Below are 17,487 nucleotides of genomic sequence, written 5' to 3' on the forward strand. Positions count from 1 at the left end.
GAGGAAACAGAGCAGTTATCCGAGCCCCTTTGGACAGAGCGCAAATTTATCAGTGGTGATAAAGGCGCCAAACAAGCGCGCCTCAAACTCACCCTTACCGGTGGACCAGCAGCGCGGTCCATGGTGAGTGATTTTGGTGCCGGTATATTGTGATGGGAGAACAGAGATGACAAAAACGAAAAAACTCGACATGGAATTGCCTAAAGAAGGTCGTTTTATCAGTTCTGAATTCCCAATCTTGCGCGAAAACTTGACCAAAATTGATCAAGCCATTGCAGATGTTGAGGAAAAGGTAGAGGGAAAAGCGCCTTTAAAACACACGCACACAATAAGTGATGTTGCAGATCTTGAAGCAGCCTTGAAGGGCAAGATGGCAGCGGATAAAACTTTCACTTTAAAAGATTTAGGTGATATCGAGGGTGCACAAGATGCAGCCAACAATTATGTTCTCTACAAAGCAAGCAACAATCACTTCACTTTTGGCAGTGCTGTCTCTCTATTAGGCGCACATCAACATAAAACCGAAGATATCGTGGGGCTTGACGATTTTAGAGCCAAGATCAATGAAGATCTCACAAGCTATGGGCACCTCACAAGCCCAAATGAATGGCAAAGTTATAATAAATTTACCAGCAAAATCACTATGAGTGGTGGCTTAGAACTGTTGGGTAATTCGTCGTTTAACCTTATCTATAATGGCAAAGTGGTTACCAATTTAAACACAAACGGAAGCTCGCTTAAAGGACCACTTAAAATCGATGGTGATGTTGTTTATACGAAGGCGCAAGTGGATGCCGCCATTTTGGCACAAATAAAGAGTCTTAAAAAAGATTTGATCGATAAAATCACAAATTGGCCGGCCCTTGCTGATGTTGAATTGCTCTATACACAGGATGGGAAAATTCAGTGGCCCGTCTGGGTCACCGATAAAACTAAAGTTGAGATCCAAGCTTGGGGTGGTGGGGGTAGTGGTGGTAGAGCGTTTGGGATAGGATTAGGAGGAGGTGGTGGAGGTGGTGGTTGTTCCGTCTGGTATGGCTATAAAGTCAGTTTAAACGGTCACGAGGATATCATCATTGGTAAAGGAGGGGCTTCTATTGCAAAGAATTTTGTAAGCGGTAAGCCTGGAGAAACAACAACCATTGGCAAAAATTTTATTACCGCTACCGGAGGAAAGGGTGGTGGGGGAGCTGACGCCCGTATCTCTCACTCGATTACTGGGAGTACGAATTCCTTCTATTCAGGCTCTGGTGGTGCTGGAGGCGTGGGAGGAAATTTTGGTTTAGCAAAAGACGAACATCCAGGACTTGCTAAAGGTGGAAATGGTTGTGCTGGAACGAGTGGAAACAATGGAAAAACAAGCGGTAATGGCGGTGATGCTGGGGGTGATACATCAAGAGGGGGCTCTGGAGGAACGGGACAAGGCTCATATAGTTCAGGAAAAGCGGGGCGTGGCTTTGGGGGTGGGGGTGCTGGTTCTCATGGGACTGATTGTTCAAGTGGCGCTGGAGCTGATGGGGCTGTCCTCATAAGATTGTGGAAAGATTAAATACAAAACCAAAAATAGCGCAAGTCAAATGGATAGCTGTTCTATAAGCAGGCTTATATGTTTTTAAGTCCTTTTAAAGGGCTTTTTTGACTGACAGTGTCAGTCTTATCGGCATGATGATGGTTGTTATAGTCTCTTCATTGATTTGGAGAGCAAGATGACAATAGAATTTAAACTTCGTATTTTCTTTATTAAGAACAGCAAGGGATCTGAGTTTTTAGCAATATTTGTTCAGACAGCCGTCGGTATGGTCGTAAAATCATTGATGTTAACGTGCAAATTTATCCCCTCCATGCGCCTATTCTTCTCTTTACGCATGAGGTGGAGAAAAGAAAAACAAGTCTAGACGATAAGGCTTTCTAATGGGATGTTACTATTTTTTCCATTTTAGCACTTATAATGTAAGCTATTTGTTGACATTATAAGTATTTTACGCTATATAAAAGAATGATTAAAACGTTTAAAAGCAAAACATTGGCAGAATTATTCAAAACGGGAAATTCATCCAAGATTGATAAGAAACTTGTAAAACGTATCATGGTTCGTCTTGATCGTTTAGATATTTCTGAAAGACCAGAAGATATGAATCTTCCAGGATTCAACTTTCATTCTTTGATTGGATATTCACCTACCCGTTACACTGTCCACGTTAACGGACCATGGTGTATTACCTTTGAATTTGACTCATGTAATGCTTACCGTGTTGATCTTGAACAATATCACTAAGGATACAGTTATGAATGACATTCCTGCACAAAGAGATAAAAACCGTTGTCCTACTCATCCAGGAGAAGTTTTAGCAGAAATTATTCCTGAGACAGGCAAAACAAAATCAGAAATTGCGCAGATGCTTGGTATATCACGCCAACATCTCTACGATATTCTGAACGCAAAAAAGCCTGTTTCTCCTGCTATTTCCGCTTGTCTTGGCAAAATGTTTGGTGATGGAGCTGCTATATGGTTACGTATGCAAGCCAATTATGATGCGTGGCATGCTGAACGCGAAACAAATGTTAGCAAAGTTCCAACACTTCACGCTGTTTGATCTCTTCCTCACTCTGAAGAGACGATGTTTTATGAAATACTGGATAAATAATAATATCTAACAACATCCCCCGCTTTAAACATGTTCATCACTATTCAAGATGTCATCTAAACCACGATTTAAATCATCTAATATATTTTGCGGTGCATCTGCATAAACAAAAGATTGTGCACCAGAACGAGATTTTACTAATTCATTATATAAATCAACAGGAAGCATAATGATTTTTTCACGCCCTCGCTTTGTTAAAGCTACAGGTGTAGACATAGCCTCGTCTAAAATATCGCCTGCCCCGCGGTTTACATCTGTAAAACTATATTTTTTCATATGCACATCCTATCTTTAATGTATTATACGTATTATACGTAGAATATGTATTATGTAAAGATATTTTACGGCATTAACTACCTCCCCGCCTCAAAGACGAGGAGATAAAATCATGTTTTTAACTTAAGCTACTTTTACAACAGAGCTTACTAAAACTCGCTTGGCTTCTTCAACAAGCGTTTTATAATGTTTGCTCTCTTCTGCTAATGTAAAGGCTTTAACAAGATGCATGTGAAGCGGTCCATAAATATAAACAGCTTTTTCAGTAGGTCCCATTTCATCCCAGTTGCTTGGAAAATCAAAGCGTGTATCACGATCATTATCAATTAATTGTTTTTTTAAATCATAGAAAGCTTTGACGAGGGCTTTTTTGAATGCACGCACCGTATCATTGTTACGCATATAGGTCATGAGTAGAGTGGCTTGTGGTTCGTTGAGAATAGCAATTACTCTTTTCTGTCTTCCGCCTTTGGTCCCAAAGGGTGAGATTTCAAATCCAACCCTTCCAAATTCTTCAAGGTCTTCAATGTTTTGACGTACCAGCTTTATAACTGTAGCGTGGCTATTCCCCACACCACCGGCAATTTTCAAAGAGGTTGTGACAGCAATACCATCATTGTTGATTGTTACTAGATTGTTCATAATGAACTCCTTACTATTTAGTTGTTTTCTATTGACGCCCTAGAGGGGTATCGGGTGCTAGAAAACACGGTAGTAAGTCCGTCGTTATGCTTTCCCCATAAGGGTATTTTATAGCGTAACTACACCCGATAACATTATTATACGCTATGCGCATATAACGAGTCAAAGCATTCAATGCACGGAAAAAGACTGTTTCGGCAATCTATCCGCTTACTATCAAGGTGTTTTCTAGGCACCTTTGTATGAATCTAACGGTTTTAAAGTTTTTGTCAAGTCGCTCGTCAGAACGGCTTCCACCTCTAATTTTTCCCATTCATTTCATTAGCCAACCATTTAAAGGAGTATAAAATGGCAACAGGTTTTTTACACGGTGTTGAAGTCGTTGAAGTTGACGACGGCACCCGCCCCCTTCGCGCGGTACAATCGGCAGTTATCGGGATTGTTGGCACAGCACCCGATGCCGATGAACAAGCATTTCCCCTTAATACACCCGTTTTGGTAACGGGCTCTCTTTCACAAGCTGCAAAACTCGATAAAACGGGTAAGCGTCAAGGTACCTTACCCAATGCCCTTGATCTTATTTTTAAACAAGTAGGCGCCATTGTCGTTGTCGTACGCGTGCACGAGGGTGACAACGAAAATGCAACACTCACCAATATTCTGGGTGGTGTAACCGCAAATGGTGCTTATGAAGGTGTTCATGCTTTCATTGGAGCACAATCCATTGTAGGACAAACACCACGCATTCTCATCGCTCCAGGCTTTACACATCAACGCCCTTCCAGTGTGAATATTGAAGAGAATGGAACTAGTGCAACTGCCAACCCCGTCGCAGCAGAACTCATTGGCATTGCAGAGCGTCTGCGTGCTATTGTGGTGCTTGATGCACCCAACACAACAGATGAAGCTGCTCTTAGCACAGCAAAGGATTTTGATTCAAAACGCGTCATTCTTATTGACCCTTTTGTAAAGGTGAATCGTGATGGAAAAATCATAGAACAGCCAGCAAGTGCAGCAGTTGCAGGTGTCATTGCCAAAACTGATTTTACACACGGTTTTTGGCATTCACCTTCAAACAAAGTGATCAATGGCATTGTTGGTATTACGCGCCCCATTGATTTTTCCATTGGTGATAGATCAAGCCGCGCCAACCTTCTTAACGAACAAAACATCACAACAATTATCCGCGAAAATGGTTATCGCCTCTGGGGTAATCGCACCCTCTCAAGCGATACAAAATTTGCTTTCTTATCCGTAGTACGCACCGCAGATATGATCAATGATGCCATTTTGCGCGGACATCTATGGGCTGTCGACCGCAATATCAAAAAGACCTACATGAATGATGTCAGTGAAAGCGTCAATGCCTATTTGCGTGATTTAAAAGCACAAGGCGCCATTCTTGGTGGGCGTTGTACGCCTGATCTAGAGTTGAATACAGCAAGCGCTATTGAAGACGGCAGAGTCTATTTCAATGTCGAATTCACACCAACAACACCAGCAGAACACATCACATTCCGTTCACGCATTGTGAATGATTATTTAGAGGAGATTTTTTAATGGCTATCCCCGTTTTACCAAGAGTTTTGAAATATTTTAACATTTTTGTCGACGGCATTCCCTATCAAGCAAAATGTGAAAGCGTAACATTACCGAATTTGAGTTTGGTTGTTGAAAGTTATCGTGGCGGAGGCATGGATAGCTCTATTGAAGTTGACCTTGGTCTTGAAACCCTCACACTTAGCATGACCATTTCTGATTGCTCTCCAGAATTGATGGCACTGTTGGGGCGCACAGATATCGATATCTCATTACGAAGTTCAATGCAAGCGCAAGGCACACCAGCAGAAGGTGTTGTCATTACCATGAGAGGACTATGCAAAGGCTTTGAAATGGCAGAATGGCAACCGGGCAGCAAAGCAACATCCACAACTACCTTCACATTGCAGTATTTCAAATATGTCCAGAAGGACGTTGAAATCGTTGAGATAGATGTCCTCAACTTGGTGAGAAAATTCAATGGCGTCAATCAACTCGCAGACCATAGAGAAAATATAGGATTATAAAATGACAGTCCAAACAAGCATTACACATAAATTACTTGTACCGATTACCTTTGAAGGAAAAGAGCATACCGAAATCACCTTACGGCGCCCCAAAACAAAAGATGTGCAAGCAATAGATAAGAAGGAAGGCGTTGAACAAACAATCGCTATGGTTTCTCGCCTTTCTGCATGGCCACATGAAGCTGTTGGTGAACTCGACATCAATGACTTATCGAGCATTGGAGAGATTTTGGAGTCTTTTATCAAGCGGCGGGATACCTCGACTGGGAAACCGCCGCTAAACTCATAGCCGATATTACCATTGTGTTCCATTGGTCCCTTTCAGACATGATGGAAATGGAACCACAAGAATTAATATTCTGGCGAAAACAAGCAGCAGAAAGGTATAAGACAAAATGAGTAAAACAACTAAGGGTGCCGATGCAAAGGTAAAATTGACTCTTGAGGACAAACTCACCGCACCTCTCAAACGTATACAAGAATCTTTTAATAATTTGTCGCATACATTAAATATTCCCCACTTTTCTGCTGCACTAAAAAATATGACAGCATGCCTTAAAGGCGTTCAAAGAGCCCTTGGTACAGCGGCAAGTCGTGCTTCGGTATTTACCGGTGCTTTAGGGCTTACTGGTGATGGTCTTGTGGCAAGCTTGATCTCCGTTACCATGCAAACCATGCATCTTGGGGATAGTCTTCACCATGCATCACAGCATTTGGGAATGAGTGTTGCATCACTTCAATTATGGGGGGATGCAGCCGATAATTCAGGCACTTCTGCCGAGCTTTTTCAACAATCCTTAGCGGTTTTAAATAGGCGTTCAGCACAAGCATATGCTGGACAAAAAAGAGGCATGATGGGCTTTGAAGCGCTTGGCATTTCTGTCAAAAACACTTCTGGAAAACTCAAATCCACTTCTGTCTTGTTAGAAGAAATTACTGACAAGATGAGTAAGATGAAAAATCAAGCACAAAGAGAGCATATTGCTTCTCTGCTGTTTGGTGGGGATGGTAAAGAAATGGCCGCCATGCTTGCACAAGGCATGGCGCCTATCAAAGAACTATTTGCAAAGGCGCGAAAAGGAAAATGGCTGATAGGTGCCGATGTTGCACGCTATGCAGCAGATTTGAGTGATAAGCTTGGTGCTTTTAAGAAAAAAATAGGCGGTATCGCGAGCTTTATTGGCGCGCGTTTCATGCCCGTGATTAATGATATGATTGACGGTTTTTCAAAGTTGATTGATGAAAACCGCGACCTCATTCAAACAACCGTTGCGAGCTGGGCAAAAACCTTAAAAAAAGTCCTTAATGATTTGCTTAATCCTACCTCTGATTTAAGAAAAGGCATAAGTGATCTTACAGAGAGGATTAAAGGCTGGTTCCAATGGCTAGAACCTCTGATTGGTGAAATAACCCTCTTTAAGGTAGGACTTGTGGCACTTGGTTCGTTCATTTTTGGTCCACTCATTGCCGCATTAGCAGCCGTAGGAACAGCGTTTGTTAGCCTTGGTATCACAATTATGACGACACCTATCGGTTGGTTAATGGGTGGCATTGCAGCGCTCTTTGTCCTCTATCAATATTGGGACAAACTCAATGGTTGGGTAGCAGCATCTTTAGCCGCGGTTGGGGCAGTTCTTATAGCTTCACTCATTCCAGCAATAACTGCCGTTAGTTCTGCTTTTATATCGCTTGGTATCGCAATCATGACCACACCTATTGGCTGGATTATTGGTGGCATTGCAGCTCTTGTTGCTGCCGGATATCTGCTCTACAAACATTGGGATACAGTCATAAGCTTTATAAGCAAGCTATGGGATTCTTTTTACAGCTTATGTAGTAATGTTTTCAATAACCTCTTGACGTTCTTTAAAAACTTTTCACCACTGACTTGGATTTCGAAAAAAATCAATGAACTCATTGAATGGCTGTTTGGTGTCGATTTAATGGAAATAGGCTCCAATCTTATTAATGGGCTTTGGGAGGGCATCAAAAGCAAATGGGATGATCTGTATAACGGTTTTGGCAATATGATGAAGAAATTAACCAGTTGGATGCCTAATTGGGTGAAAGAAAAGTTAGGGTTTAATGTTTCAATAGACAAGACTTCAACGCAGACCATTAAAACCTTTACCGAAGAAACCAATGCACGTGCAAAAAAAATGGTTGATACAGCAATTGTACCCAATGCTCCATCTGAAAAACGCAAGAGTGGTTTTAATACAGGGACAGTCGAAACAGAATACATAGAAACTCCAAATACAAAAGTGGGTTCCTTTGAAGTTCCAGAACCCATTACGATTCACAAACCTGTTGAAGTAGACGCCCGTGTAACCATTACAAATCTCAATATTTCAGTACCAAATGGTCTTAAGGACGAAATCAGAGACGCTGTCAATCAAGCACTTGAACGCTATGCAAAACAGCAACATTTAGCCATAGCCTCTAGCCTTTCGGATTAAATACCATGATGTTAGCTTTAGGTGGTTTTATTTTTTCCATTGAAACAGCAACTTATCAAACACTTGATATGTCTTATGGGGTTCCATGGGTAGAGCAAGGGCGATTGGGGCGAAAGACTGCTCTTCAATTGCCTGCTGTTGCAAATGCGGAATTTTCTTTAGCAGGCGTGATTTATCCAGATTTCAAAGGTGGTCACAGACAGCTCGAATATTTACGGCAAATGGCACATGAAGGACCTCACATTCTTGTGACCGGTCAAGGCAAAATCTTAGGTAAGTTTGTCATTCTTTCTGTAGAGGAAAAACAAAGCGTTTTTCATCATAACGGCACCCCCAAAAAACAAGAATTTACGATAAAATTGAGAGAATATGGTGAAGACCTATGAGTGACCTTTATATAACCAAAGATGGCGATATGGTTGATGCCATTTGCTGGAAATACTATGCCAAAGGTCAGCAAGCGCTTGCTGTTGAACGCGTCTATGCAGCTAATTTTGGGCTTGCAGACTATGGACCCATCTTAAAAGCAGGCATCACGATACTCTTACCAACCCTCCCCTATCCGAAAGCCACACCAGTAATCAGAATTTGGGGTAGCAAATCATGAAACCTTTTTGCATGGTTCTGGCAAATGGAGAAGACATCACAAAAACTCTTATGGATTATGTTTTGTCGATTGAAATTACCGATGAAGCAGAAAACAAAAGTGATCGTATCACTATAGAGCTTGATGACCGCGCCCGGGACAGTGATAACGGCTTTCTTGATATTCCTCTCATCGGAACAATCATTTCTGTCACACTTGGCTATGAAGGGGGCAAAAACCGCGATATGGGAGCCTATCTGATAGACGAAATCTCTGTAAGCAGCCCACCACAAAGCTTAAGTGTTACAGGACGCGCCGCATCAATGAACACGTCTTACAGAACCCCCAAAAGCCAATCCTATCACCAACAAACCCTTGGCAGTATTGTTCAAGAGATAGCAGAGCGTAATGGCTATACGCCAAAGGTTGATCCTTCTCTTGCAAAAATCGTTGTGCGTCATATTGATCAAACATCAGAAAGTGATATGGCTTTTGCCGCACGCCTCGCAGAAGAATATGATGCGGTAGCAAAGCCCGTTGATGGCAAACTGGTGCTCGCCAAACGGGGTGAAGGCAAAGCCATCACCGGTGAAACACTCCCTATTGTTGTTATTCATGAGAAACATTGTACCTCTTGGGATTTTAAATACAGCGCACGGGATGAAGCAGGAGCAGCAAATGGCTTAGAAACAGATGTGGGAGACGACCAAAAAGCCGCTGCTGATGCACGAGAACCAGAAGAGATTGATGATGATGAAAACTTTATCCATATGGATGACAGTGGCAGAACAGCACCATTATCATCTGAATCGGAAAAAGCAGAAAAAGAATCTGAGAAAAAAGAAGAAGACAAAGAGAAGAAAGGCGGTGTTCTCGCAACCTATCATGATATCCGCAGTGGTGAAAAAAAAGAAGTCAAAGTTGGCAAAGCACCGTTTCATGAACTCAAATACACCTACCATAACCAATCAGAGACTGTTGCAGCCATTGCTGCTTATCGCAATAAATCATCACGCGGTAAGTCTTCTTTCTCATGTGATATCGGTGGTGATCCCTTTGTACAAGCAGAAGCAAAGCTTGTTCAGGAGCCCTCTTTCCGCCCCTATATTCCAGCAGAATGGCGCATCAAAAGCGTTAAACACAAGCTTGATAAAACAGGTGGTTATACCACAAAAATAGATTGCGAGCTTTTTGATGAAACCCAAGAAGATGCGGCTGGAAACGTTGCAAACACCACACCAGACAAGGATGATACCCTTGATCCAAACGCTCCACCAAACGCATGCGACGAAGGCGAAGGCGTTATCCATATGGATGAAGAGGATATCAATTAGCAAAAATATCAAAAAATTATCAGAAGCCACTTGACAATGTGGCGACAATATGAATAACCGAATTAGGTGCCTAAGAAACACCTTAATAGTAAGCGGATTTGGTTACGAAACAATCTCTTCTCCGCACGTTTAAAGGCTTTGACTCATTGTATGTGACATGCATATAATGATCTTGTCGGGTGTAGTTACGCTATACAATACCCTTTTGGGAAAAGCATAACGACGGACTTACTACCGTGTTTCTTAGCACCCGGCACTTTTTAAAAGTGTCATTGAGAAACATCTAAATAGTAAGGAATTCTTATGAACACTCTTATAGAAATTAAAGAACAAAATATTGGTCAATAAACTGTTCAAACGGTTAACGCACGTAAATTACATACGTTTTTAGAAGTCAATTCTAAATTTGCAGATTGGATTGTACGCCGTATTAAAGAATATGGATTTTTGGAAAATCAAGATTATGGTTTTACGTTTCTCAAAAATGAGAAACGTAAAAATGTTATAAGTAAAGAATATCATCTTACCTTAGATATGGCGAAAGAGCTCTCAATGGTTGAACGCAATGAGAAGGACGCCAAGCTCGTCGTTACTTTATTGAATGTAAAAAGAAACTAAAAAGTCAATTTATTGATTATGATGATATACGTTTTGCTTTCCCAAAAGATTGGGATAAAATGTCTCCGACTAAAAAGGCTGTTTACATTTATGAACCTCTCCACATGCATCTTGTCAAAGCCTGTACGTTGGTAGAAGAAAGCAAGCATTACAAAGCCATAATCAAAGAAGCAAAACAAGTCTTAGAAAGATCTGTCGTGAAAGCCGCTTAAGTAAAAAATATGCCTCCCCTCCCCATTTCAAAATGAGGAGGTAGTCAAGATGCTTCTTCTAAAGCCGCTTGTTCCTTACAATTATTTTGGATAGGCGCTAAACTAATCTGCAAATTTAAAGCACTCAAAACACTGAGAAAAGTAGAAAGCCGTGGGTCACCTTTATCACTTAAAGAACGATAAAGAGACTCTCTTGATAGCCCTGTATTTTGGGCGATTTTACTCATTCCTTGGTTTTTCGCTATTATACCAAGAGCATGGGCAAGATACTTACTATCTTTGCTTTCAAGAGCATCTTCTAAAAGAATCCTTTGTGTCTCAGGTGTCTTGAAATATTCACTTGTGTCAAATTTAGTAATTTCCATGTTTTATTTCCTTTACTAATTGAAGAGCTTTTTTGATATCCTTTTGTTGTGTAGATTTATCACCAGCATTCAGTAATAAAATGATTTGTTTACCTTGTTTTACAAAATAGATTCTATAGCCAGGACCACGATGTATCTTTAACTCTCCAATTCCACGGAAAAATTTTACATTTCCAAGAAATCCCGTTTCTATTCTTGCTATCCGTTTAACAATATGCGCTTGCGCAATCTAATCTTTTAAAGAATCTAGCCATTTTATAAAATGCTCTGTTTTGTATACTGTAAACATTTGTAATTTATAAGATACAATTATTACAATGTCAAATACATTCTTTTGTTCCAATGAAAAAGCGACATGAAGCTTAACCAAGCTATCTTTCCGAATGAGAAAGATGTCAATTTTTTAATCCAGCTCTGCTTTTTGCGGAGCTTTTTTTATGGAGAAGCATATGCGAAAAATATCATCAGAAGGGCTAGCACTTATCAAACAATGGGAAGGCTTGCGTTTAAACGCCTACAAAGATACCATTGGTGTGTGGACAATAGGTTATGGACATACAAACAATGCTGGAAAGCCTTTTATTTACGAAGGCATGACCATCACGGAAAAGCAAGCAGAAGAACTTCTTTGCCAAGACTTAAGACAATTTGAGAATGCTGTTGAACGCGCGGTTACAGTTTCATTAACGGATGAACAATTCGCGGCGTTAGTCTCCTTTTGCTATAATGTAGGAACAGGAGCCTTTTGTAACTCGACACTGTTAAAAAAGCTCAATCAAGGTGAATATGAAGCTGTCCCTGCCGAGCTACAGAAATGGACCAAAGCAGGCGGTAAGCGTCTTGAAGGTCTAGCACACCGGCGTGCGGCAGAAACAGGCTTATGGGCGAAAGGGGCTTTTGTTTCCTCCAATTATCAAACAGTAGAAACGCAAGCACCAACGGGGGTTTTCAAAGCCGAAGCATTGGCACCGATTATTGGTTCTTTTTCTGGGCTTGGAGGCTTATTAGCAGGAAATGGACCCATCCAATGGGCTTTGGCCACCATTATGATTTTAGCCGCATGTGCTGGTATTTTCTTTGTTGCTAAACGCTTTCAGGAGCATCGTCTATGATCTTATGGATGAAAAGAAATCTGATGATAACAGGCGCGGCTTTAGTCGCTTTTTTTATTGCATTAGCAAGAGCTTTTACTCTTGGGAAAAAAGCAGAGCAACAAAAGCAAACAGAAAAAGCTTTAAAAGCAGCCACAACACGTCTGGAGGTGGAAAGTGAAGTTAATCAAAAAAGTGATGCTGATGTGCGTGCTGCTCTCTCTGACTGGTTGCGCGACAAATAAATATGCTTCTTCTTGTGTTGGCTGGTTGCCAATTTATTTAGATAAGCAAGATCTGAACGCCATCAGTTCAAACTTAGCAAGAGAGATCTTAAAGCACAATAATCTAGGTGAACGCGTGTGTGGGTGGAAACATGGCTAGAAAAAAAACGCAAGACGATACAGAGCTTACGGAAGCAGAAAAAGAAATACTTCAAGAAATCATCATGACCTACAAAAGTGTAAAAGTGATGTCGCGTTATACGAAATGGATTGTACTCATTATACTCTTATTAGCGCTTGATTTTTCACGTATTATGGATGCATTAGTAAGTATTTTTACACAAAAACCAAATATCCGACTCTAAACATACTCTGAGACGCGCGAAATTCTTTAGCAAATGGTTTCTTAATTTTGCTCGTCTCATGGAGGCGATAGAGAATGCCTTCGCCCATTTAAAACAGTGGATTTCAAAGAATTAAAAATTTGTTCTATAATAATAACAAATTGTTAATATACGTGCGTTTAATAGGTATATTTCGTAATATTATCGGCTAAAAAGGTGGGAATAATTATGGAAAACGTCGCAGTTCAAAAACAAGAAAAGAATAAAACTGAAAAGTTTTCTATGAAAGAAAATCTTGCTGGAAGAGTTCGTCGTTTTCCTAAACCGTCCACTGAAATGGAAGCTTTGCAGCCTGTTTTTGAAGCGGTAAGCAACGCTATTCACGCGCTTGAAGATTCTAAGCAAGAAGATTACAAAAGCGCGGGTAACATAGATATAGAAATCAAAGATATAGATAAAAATGAAACACTTGAAATTATAGTTAAAGACAATGGTGTAGGATTGGATGATGAGCACTTTCAAGCTTTTTGCACTGTAGATACTAATTTTAAATTAGAAAAAGGAGGAAAAGGAGTTGGGCGGCTGCTATGGTTGGATGCCTTTAAGAAAATACGAGTTAAAAGTATATTCCTTGAAGAAGATCAGCTTTACCAGAGAAGCTTTACATTTTGTTTGGAAGAGGAAAATCAGATTCTTGATCATTCAAAAATACCTCTTATTAATCAAGAAGTAACCGGAACAGAAATTATTTTTACCGGTTTAAGAGATGTAGCGTACCAAAAACATTTTCCACGCGAAACTGAAGCAATTATCGATCATATTGGGGCACATTTTTTTTCAGATTTAATTTTAGAACAACTTCCTCAAATAACTTTTCGTGATGATCAGATGTCTGTCAATTTAGCGCAGAAAGTTAAAAAATATTTAGTAGAAAATAGGGGAGAGATTACACTTGAAACCGCAGATTTTGGTTTATTAAAAATTCGTAATTTTATTTGTATGGCGGATGCTAACCTTAACTTTAAAGGGAAGAACCACTATCTACATCTTTTCGCACATGATCGTACTGTGACTACTGAAAGCATCGATAACCTTATTGGTTTCGGAAAATTTGGAGACCAAGGGCTAGTGTATCATGGTTGCATAAGTGGTCAGTATTTAGATGATAGAGTTAATCAAGAAAGAACGCATTTTTCTTTTAAGAATAAAATATTGAAAAATATTTTACGTTCCGTTGCTAACAATATTGTAGATAGCGTTCTTGCTCCAGAAAATGAAGAATACGAAGAAAAACGTTTAAATAAATTAAAAGAATTTTGTAGAACACATCCTTCCTATTGTTTTGATAGTTATGAAAAACTATTAGAAAAACTTCCTAAATCTGCAAAGGATACAGAAGACTTTGTTAAGACACTGGCTATTCATAAGCTTCGAAGAGAAAAAAAGCAAAATTTGAGAATTGAAAACATATACCGTGAAATTACTAAAGGGAATACTAATACATACAGCTTTTCCCAAAAAATTTCTGAACTTGCAAAAGAAGTTAAAGATGAAGAAACAAGACAGTTAGCAGAGTATGTTATACGTCGTAAAGTTATACTTGATATTTTAGGAGAATTAATAATAGAGGTTAAGAAAAATGTTAATGGTCAAGAAGTCCCGCATCTAGAGAAAACATTGCATGAACTTATTTGTCCAATGCGTGTTCGGGGCGATGATCCTGAATCTCAGGAAAATTTAACGCATGATTTATGGATTATTGATGAGCGATTAACATTTACAAAATACTTCGCTTCGGATGTGTCTATCAAAAAAATCGCGAAGAATAGTACAAAAAGAATTCGTCCTGATTTATTATGTTATGATAAATTGCATGCTCTAGGACTTGAAGGTCGTCTTGATGCAGATCTGGACAAGTTAATGTTGGTGGAGTTTAAAAGACCAGGTCAGAAAACATATAAAACGGGTTACACCCCCATGGAACAAATAAACATATACCTTAACGAACTTAAAGGAAAAAGTATAAAGACATTTGATAATAAGAAAATAAAGATTTCAGAGCAGTGTGTTTTTTATTGTTATATTATTGCCGATATAGAAGGTGAACTTAAAACGCAAACGTCGACATGGCAGAAAACAGCTAATGGGCGAGGGAGAACTACTCTTCTACAAGGTGATTTTCGAGGAACCGTTGAAATAATAGAATGGAATGATTTATTGCAGGATGCAAAATTAAGGAATGAAGCATTTATTTCTACATTAAAGGTTTAATTTTTAGATGCGCGAGACAACCTCTTTGCGCATTTAAAACAGTAGATTTCAAAAATTAAAACTTCACCCCCTCCCCACTTTTAAAACGGGGAGATGGATTGTGATTTAAACTAAGCGGCTTTCGTAACAGATTTTTCTAAGACCTGTTTTGCTTCTTTAATGAGAGCTTTGTATTTTCTGTTCTCTTCATCTACTCTGAAGGCATCAAGAAGACGCATATGAATAGGACCTAAAAGATATAAATTTTTTTCGCCAGCGTTCATACCTTCCCAATAGCTTGGCAAATCAAAGCGCGTATCATTATCATAATCAACAGATTGGTTTCTTAGTTTCTTTTCACACTCAATAAAGTAACGGCGTGCTTGACGTCCTTTCTCATTACGTTCCACCATTGAGAGCTCTTTCGCCATGTCTAAAGTGATATGATATTCTGTACTTGGACGACCCGCCTTTAGGTTTCGGTAAATTTTTACCAAAACTCACAAAGCTTTGATTTTCCTGAAAGGGATTAGGTTTTACTCTTTTTTGAGTAAAACTCACAAAGTCCTGATTTTCTTGAAAAGAATATTCTTCAATCCGTCGTGAAATCCAATCGTTGAAGCGTATATTAACTTCTAAAAACGTATGCAATTCACGCGCATTAACAGTTTGAATGGTTTGCTGATCAATGACTTGTTCTGATATTTTTATAAGAGTGTTCATGATGAACTCCTATCGATTAGATGTTTTTCACTGACACTCAATAAAAGAGTGCCTGGTGCTGAAAAACACGGTCGATAATCCGTCGGTTATGCTTTTCCCATAAAGGGTATTGTATAGCGTAACTACACCCGACAAAGCCATTATATGCGTGTAACATATAATGAGTCAAAGCCTTTAATGTGCGAAGAAGAGATTGTGTCGGCAATCTGTCCGCTATCGATTTAAGGCGTTTTTCAGGCATCTGATTCGACAATAGAAACATTGTTATAATCCTGTCAAGTAGTTCCTGATATAAAAGATGCCCATTGTTCTAAGAGAACACGTCGTTGTTCCAAAAAATCCGTTCGCATATAAGCTTTTGTCACTGAACTTCCAACTGAATGGGCAAGAACAGTTTCGGCAATCTCAAATGGTGTTGACGTTGTTTCTGCTATCCAATCCCGTAAGCTTGAACGAAAACCATGGGGACGATAAGTCAAACCACAAACTGTCATATACTTTGCCATGGTGGCATCAGAAATTGGCTTGCCCGTAAGACCAGAAAAGAGGAAACCATTCTTTTCAAAGGGGAGAGTTTTTTCAATAACTCTCAAAGCTTCATCACTCAGTGGCACACGAAAGTCTGAAACTTTTCCTACAATACCTTTCATGTTTTCTTTTGGTATCGTCCATATATTTTTGTCAACTTGTTCAAGGCGCAAATAGCGCAATGAATATGACCGTGCTCCCGTCAAAATAAGTAACTTCAATGCTAAATTTGAAAGGATCTTATCATCTAAGCTTTGATAAAATGCCGGAACCTCTTGCCATGGCATAGCAGGAATATTTGTTGAAGTCGTACGTGGTTTTCCTAAAAGCGCGCGTGCCTTCATACAAGCCTGTAGATCAACATCTAAACCAAGAGCCGCTGCATATTTCAAGCAAATATTGATACGGTTAAGCGCTTTTCGCGCTGTGTCTGCTTTTTCATGCCAAAGGGGTGCTAGAACATTGCGAATGATATTGGCTGTTAATTTTTCTATAGGTAATTTGCCTATGTGTGGAATCACGTGCAACTCTAGTGGAGAAAACCAGCGGCCGTTTTTACCTTCATTTTTCAACTCTGCTTTTTTGCTTTCAAAAGCCGCTTTTGCAATTTCTTGGAAGATATTGCTTTGCTGTTTTAAAATAGTCTGTTCTCGAAAGACAATAGGATCATTGCCTTCTTTAAGAATATCACTATAATATCTTGCAAGCTCACGCGCTTCTTTTAAAGAGAGTTTCGTAACAGGACCAAGTCCCATTTCACGGCGCTTATTATGGTGCGTATAGCGAAAAAACCAAGAGCGTGTATTGTCTTTTCGAACATTCAACCATAGCCCTGCCCCATCACAATATTTTCCTTGTAGAGAGGACTTTACAAGTAATGCTGATAACCGATGAATTGCCCTCACTTAACGTCCCCTCTCGTCCACCTTTTCAAGCATTGCTCGTCCACCTTTTTTGGTCCACCTTTTAGACCACCTTTAATTTCTGATTTGAGATTGTTCCTTTAATACTTAATTTTTTTATTGAATCATAAAAAGCTATAGACATCAATACGCCCTTATACATCTTTATATACTTTGAATCTTGTTGCTAAAGCCTGATTCGCTCTCTGGGGGCACCATTTT

The 17,487-nt window shown here is 39.7% G+C and carries 21 protein-coding genes and 2 pseudogenes; 17 read left to right on the plus strand and 6 right to left on the minus strand.

Going from position 1 to position 17,487, the window contains the following annotated elements:
- The first annotated feature begins 166 nt into the window (after positions 1 to 166).
- The 3 genes from ACFILH_RS00045 to ACFILH_RS00055 all read left to right on the plus strand — a co-directional run bounded on the left by ACFILH_RS00045 (position 167) and on the right by ACFILH_RS00055 (position 2,594).
- Complete coding sequence (locus ACFILH_RS00045) at positions 167 to 1,549, plus strand: Bgr_08870 family protein (RefSeq protein WP_375667168.1); 1,383 nt, start codon at positions 167 to 169, stop codon at positions 1,547 to 1,549.
- Between the two features lie 447 nt (positions 1,550 to 1,996).
- Complete coding sequence (locus ACFILH_RS00050) at positions 1,997 to 2,275, plus strand: type II toxin-antitoxin system RelE/ParE family toxin (RefSeq protein ID WP_375618870.1); 279 nt, start codon at positions 1,997 to 1,999, stop codon at positions 2,273 to 2,275.
- A gap of 10 nt (positions 2,276 to 2,285) precedes the next feature.
- Entirely contained in the window at positions 2,286 to 2,594 is a 309-nt protein-coding gene (locus ACFILH_RS00055) for a HigA family addiction module antitoxin (protein ID WP_273721170.1), read from the plus strand.
- 75 nt (positions 2,595 to 2,669) lie between these two features.
- Here the strand turns inward: ACFILH_RS00055 and ACFILH_RS00060 are convergent, their stop codons facing one another.
- Positions 2,670 to 2,921 (minus strand): type II toxin-antitoxin system prevent-host-death family antitoxin, encoded by a 252-nt coding sequence (locus tag ACFILH_RS00060; RefSeq protein ID WP_375637928.1) that lies wholly within the window; start codon positions 2,919 to 2,921, stop codon positions 2,670 to 2,672.
- Between the two features lie 123 nt (positions 2,922 to 3,044).
- A complete protein-coding gene (locus tag ACFILH_RS00065; RefSeq protein ID WP_375637929.1) occupies positions 3,045 to 3,563 on the minus strand; it encodes a Rha family transcriptional regulator in 519 nt (172 codons plus the stop codon).
- Positions 3,564 to 3,911: 348 nt separating this feature from the next.
- Between ACFILH_RS00065 and ACFILH_RS00070 the strand changes: the two genes are divergently transcribed.
- From ACFILH_RS00070 to ACFILH_RS00110, 9 genes and pseudogenes are all read left to right on the plus strand, one after another.
- Positions 3,912 to 5,123: a phage tail sheath subtilisin-like domain-containing protein gene (locus tag ACFILH_RS00070; RefSeq protein ID WP_375667169.1), complete on the plus strand. Its 1,212-nt coding sequence runs from the start codon at positions 3,912 to 3,914 to the stop codon at positions 5,121 to 5,123.
- Positions 5,123 to 5,629: a phage major tail tube protein gene (locus ACFILH_RS00075; RefSeq protein ID WP_375667170.1), complete on the plus strand. Its 507-nt coding sequence runs from the start codon at positions 5,123 to 5,125 to the stop codon at positions 5,627 to 5,629. The genes ACFILH_RS00070 and ACFILH_RS00075 overlap by 1 nt, the downstream gene beginning before the upstream one ends.
- A gap of 1 nt (position 5,630) precedes the next feature.
- Positions 5,631 to 5,918 carry a phage tail assembly protein gene (locus tag ACFILH_RS00080; protein WP_273791694.1) on the plus strand — a complete coding sequence of 96 codons (288 nt, stop codon included), beginning with the start codon at positions 5,631 to 5,633 and terminating at the stop codon, positions 5,916 to 5,918.
- A gap of 47 nt (positions 5,919 to 5,965) precedes the next feature.
- Entirely contained in the window at positions 5,966 to 6,028 is a 63-nt protein-coding gene (locus ACFILH_RS00085) for a hypothetical protein (RefSeq protein WP_234924827.1), read from the plus strand.
- Positions 6,025 to 8,088, plus strand: coding sequence for a phage tail tape measure protein (locus ACFILH_RS00090; protein ID WP_375667171.1), 2,064 nt, complete (start codon positions 6,025 to 6,027; stop codon positions 8,086 to 8,088). Before ACFILH_RS00085 ends, ACFILH_RS00090 begins: the two co-directional genes overlap by 4 nt.
- 5 nt (positions 8,089 to 8,093) lie before the next feature.
- Entirely contained in the window at positions 8,094 to 8,474 is a 381-nt protein-coding gene (locus tag ACFILH_RS00095; RefSeq protein ID WP_375643820.1) for a phage tail protein, read from the plus strand.
- Positions 8,471 to 8,695, plus strand: coding sequence for a tail protein X (locus ACFILH_RS00100; protein ID WP_375632042.1), 225 nt, complete (start codon positions 8,471 to 8,473; stop codon positions 8,693 to 8,695). The genes ACFILH_RS00095 and ACFILH_RS00100 overlap by 4 nt, the downstream gene beginning before the upstream one ends.
- Positions 8,692 to 10,008, plus strand: coding sequence for a contractile injection system protein, VgrG/Pvc8 family (locus ACFILH_RS00105; RefSeq protein WP_375667172.1), 1,317 nt, complete (start codon positions 8,692 to 8,694; stop codon positions 10,006 to 10,008). Before ACFILH_RS00100 ends, ACFILH_RS00105 begins: the two co-directional genes overlap by 4 nt.
- Before the next feature lie 303 nt (positions 10,009 to 10,311).
- Positions 10,312 to 10,838 (plus strand): annotated as a pseudogene (locus tag ACFILH_RS00110) (antA/AntB antirepressor family protein).
- 44 nt (positions 10,839 to 10,882) lie between these two features.
- Here the strand turns inward: ACFILH_RS00110 and ACFILH_RS00115 are convergent.
- Together ACFILH_RS00115 and ACFILH_RS00120 are read right to left on the minus strand one after the other, a co-directional pair.
- Entirely contained in the window at positions 10,883 to 11,203 is a 321-nt protein-coding gene (locus ACFILH_RS00115) for an addiction module antidote protein (protein WP_010705378.1), read from the minus strand.
- The gene (locus tag ACFILH_RS00120; protein ID WP_375643801.1) at positions 11,190 to 11,432 is read right to left on the minus strand and encodes a type II toxin-antitoxin system RelE/ParE family toxin; all 243 of its coding nucleotides are present in this window, start codon (positions 11,430 to 11,432) and stop codon (positions 11,190 to 11,192) included. The genes ACFILH_RS00115 and ACFILH_RS00120 overlap by 14 nt, the downstream gene beginning before the upstream one ends.
- A gap of 220 nt (positions 11,433 to 11,652) precedes the next feature.
- Between ACFILH_RS00120 and ACFILH_RS00125 the strand changes: the two genes are divergently transcribed.
- The 5 genes from ACFILH_RS00125 (at position 11,653) to ACFILH_RS00145 (ending at position 15,133) form a co-directional block, all read left to right on the plus strand.
- Positions 11,653 to 12,315 carry a lysozyme gene (locus ACFILH_RS00125; RefSeq protein ID WP_375667173.1) on the plus strand — a complete coding sequence of 221 codons (663 nt, stop codon included), beginning with the start codon at positions 11,653 to 11,655 and terminating at the stop codon, positions 12,313 to 12,315.
- Positions 12,312 to 12,539 (plus strand): hypothetical protein, encoded by a 228-nt coding sequence (locus tag ACFILH_RS00130; RefSeq protein WP_375667174.1) that lies wholly within the window; start codon positions 12,312 to 12,314, stop codon positions 12,537 to 12,539. Before ACFILH_RS00125 ends, ACFILH_RS00130 begins: the two co-directional genes overlap by 4 nt.
- On the plus strand, positions 12,472 to 12,678 hold the full coding sequence (locus ACFILH_RS00135; protein ID WP_375667175.1) for a hypothetical protein: 207 nt from the start codon (positions 12,472 to 12,474) through the stop codon (positions 12,676 to 12,678). The genes ACFILH_RS00130 and ACFILH_RS00135 overlap by 68 nt, the downstream gene beginning before the upstream one ends.
- A complete protein-coding gene (locus ACFILH_RS00140) occupies positions 12,671 to 12,883 on the plus strand; it encodes a hypothetical protein (protein WP_375624260.1) in 213 nt (70 codons plus the stop codon). The genes ACFILH_RS00135 and ACFILH_RS00140 overlap by 8 nt, the downstream gene beginning before the upstream one ends.
- A 207-nt stretch (positions 12,884 to 13,090) precedes the next feature.
- On the plus strand, positions 13,091 to 15,133 hold the full coding sequence (locus tag ACFILH_RS00145) for an ATP-binding protein (protein ID WP_375667176.1): 2,043 nt from the start codon (positions 13,091 to 13,093) through the stop codon (positions 15,131 to 15,133).
- A gap of 110 nt (positions 15,134 to 15,243) precedes the next feature.
- Here the strand turns inward: ACFILH_RS00145 and ACFILH_RS00150 are convergent.
- Together ACFILH_RS00150 and ACFILH_RS00155 are read right to left on the minus strand one after the other, a co-directional pair.
- A pseudogene (locus ACFILH_RS00150) lies at positions 15,244 to 15,835 on the minus strand (antA/AntB antirepressor family protein).
- Between the two features lie 275 nt (positions 15,836 to 16,110).
- Positions 16,111 to 17,268, minus strand: coding sequence for a tyrosine-type recombinase/integrase (locus tag ACFILH_RS00155; protein ID WP_375667177.1), 1,158 nt, complete (start codon positions 17,266 to 17,268; stop codon positions 16,111 to 16,113).
- Between the last annotated feature and the right edge of the window lie 219 nt (positions 17,269 to 17,487).

Origin of the sequence: Bartonella sp. CL435QHHD (genome assembly GCF_042195095.1) — a bacterium.
GTDB lineage: Bacteria > Pseudomonadota > Alphaproteobacteria > Rhizobiales > Rhizobiaceae > Bartonella.

Coding starts and splice junctions, on each gene's coding strand:
- ACFILH_RS00045 (WP_375667168.1), top strand. CDS start 167: ATGACAAAAACGAAAAAACTCGACATGGAATTGCCTAAAGAAGGTCGT.
- ACFILH_RS00050 (WP_375618870.1), top strand. CDS start 1,997: ATGATTAAAACGTTTAAAAGCAAAACATTGGCAGAATTATTCAAAACG.
- ACFILH_RS00055 (WP_273721170.1), top strand. CDS start 2,286: ATGAATGACATTCCTGCACAAAGAGATAAAAACCGTTGTCCTACTCAT.
- ACFILH_RS00060 (WP_375637928.1), bottom strand. CDS start 2,921: ATGAAAAAATATAGTTTTACAGATGTAAACCGCGGGGCAGGCGATATT.
- ACFILH_RS00065 (WP_375637929.1), bottom strand. CDS start 3,563: ATGAACAATCTAGTAACAATCAACAATGATGGTATTGCTGTCACAACC.
- ACFILH_RS00070 (WP_375667169.1), top strand. CDS start 3,912: ATGGCAACAGGTTTTTTACACGGTGTTGAAGTCGTTGAAGTTGACGAC.
- ACFILH_RS00075 (WP_375667170.1), top strand. CDS start 5,123: ATGGCTATCCCCGTTTTACCAAGAGTTTTGAAATATTTTAACATTTTT.
- ACFILH_RS00080 (WP_273791694.1), top strand. CDS start 5,631: ATGACAGTCCAAACAAGCATTACACATAAATTACTTGTACCGATTACC.
- ACFILH_RS00090 (WP_375667171.1), top strand. CDS start 6,025: ATGAGTAAAACAACTAAGGGTGCCGATGCAAAGGTAAAATTGACTCTT.
- ACFILH_RS00095 (WP_375643820.1), top strand. CDS start 8,094: ATGATGTTAGCTTTAGGTGGTTTTATTTTTTCCATTGAAACAGCAACT.
- ACFILH_RS00100 (WP_375632042.1), top strand. CDS start 8,471: ATGAGTGACCTTTATATAACCAAAGATGGCGATATGGTTGATGCCATT.
- ACFILH_RS00105 (WP_375667172.1), top strand. CDS start 8,692: ATGAAACCTTTTTGCATGGTTCTGGCAAATGGAGAAGACATCACAAAA.
- ACFILH_RS00115 (WP_010705378.1), bottom strand. CDS start 11,203: ATGGAAATTACTAAATTTGACACAAGTGAATATTTCAAGACACCTGAG.
- ACFILH_RS00125 (WP_375667173.1), top strand. CDS start 11,653: ATGCGAAAAATATCATCAGAAGGGCTAGCACTTATCAAACAATGGGAA.
- ACFILH_RS00130 (WP_375667174.1), top strand. CDS start 12,312: ATGATCTTATGGATGAAAAGAAATCTGATGATAACAGGCGCGGCTTTA.
- ACFILH_RS00140 (WP_375624260.1), top strand. CDS start 12,671: ATGGCTAGAAAAAAAACGCAAGACGATACAGAGCTTACGGAAGCAGAA.
- ACFILH_RS00145 (WP_375667176.1), top strand. CDS start 13,091: ATGGAAAACGTCGCAGTTCAAAAACAAGAAAAGAATAAAACTGAAAAG.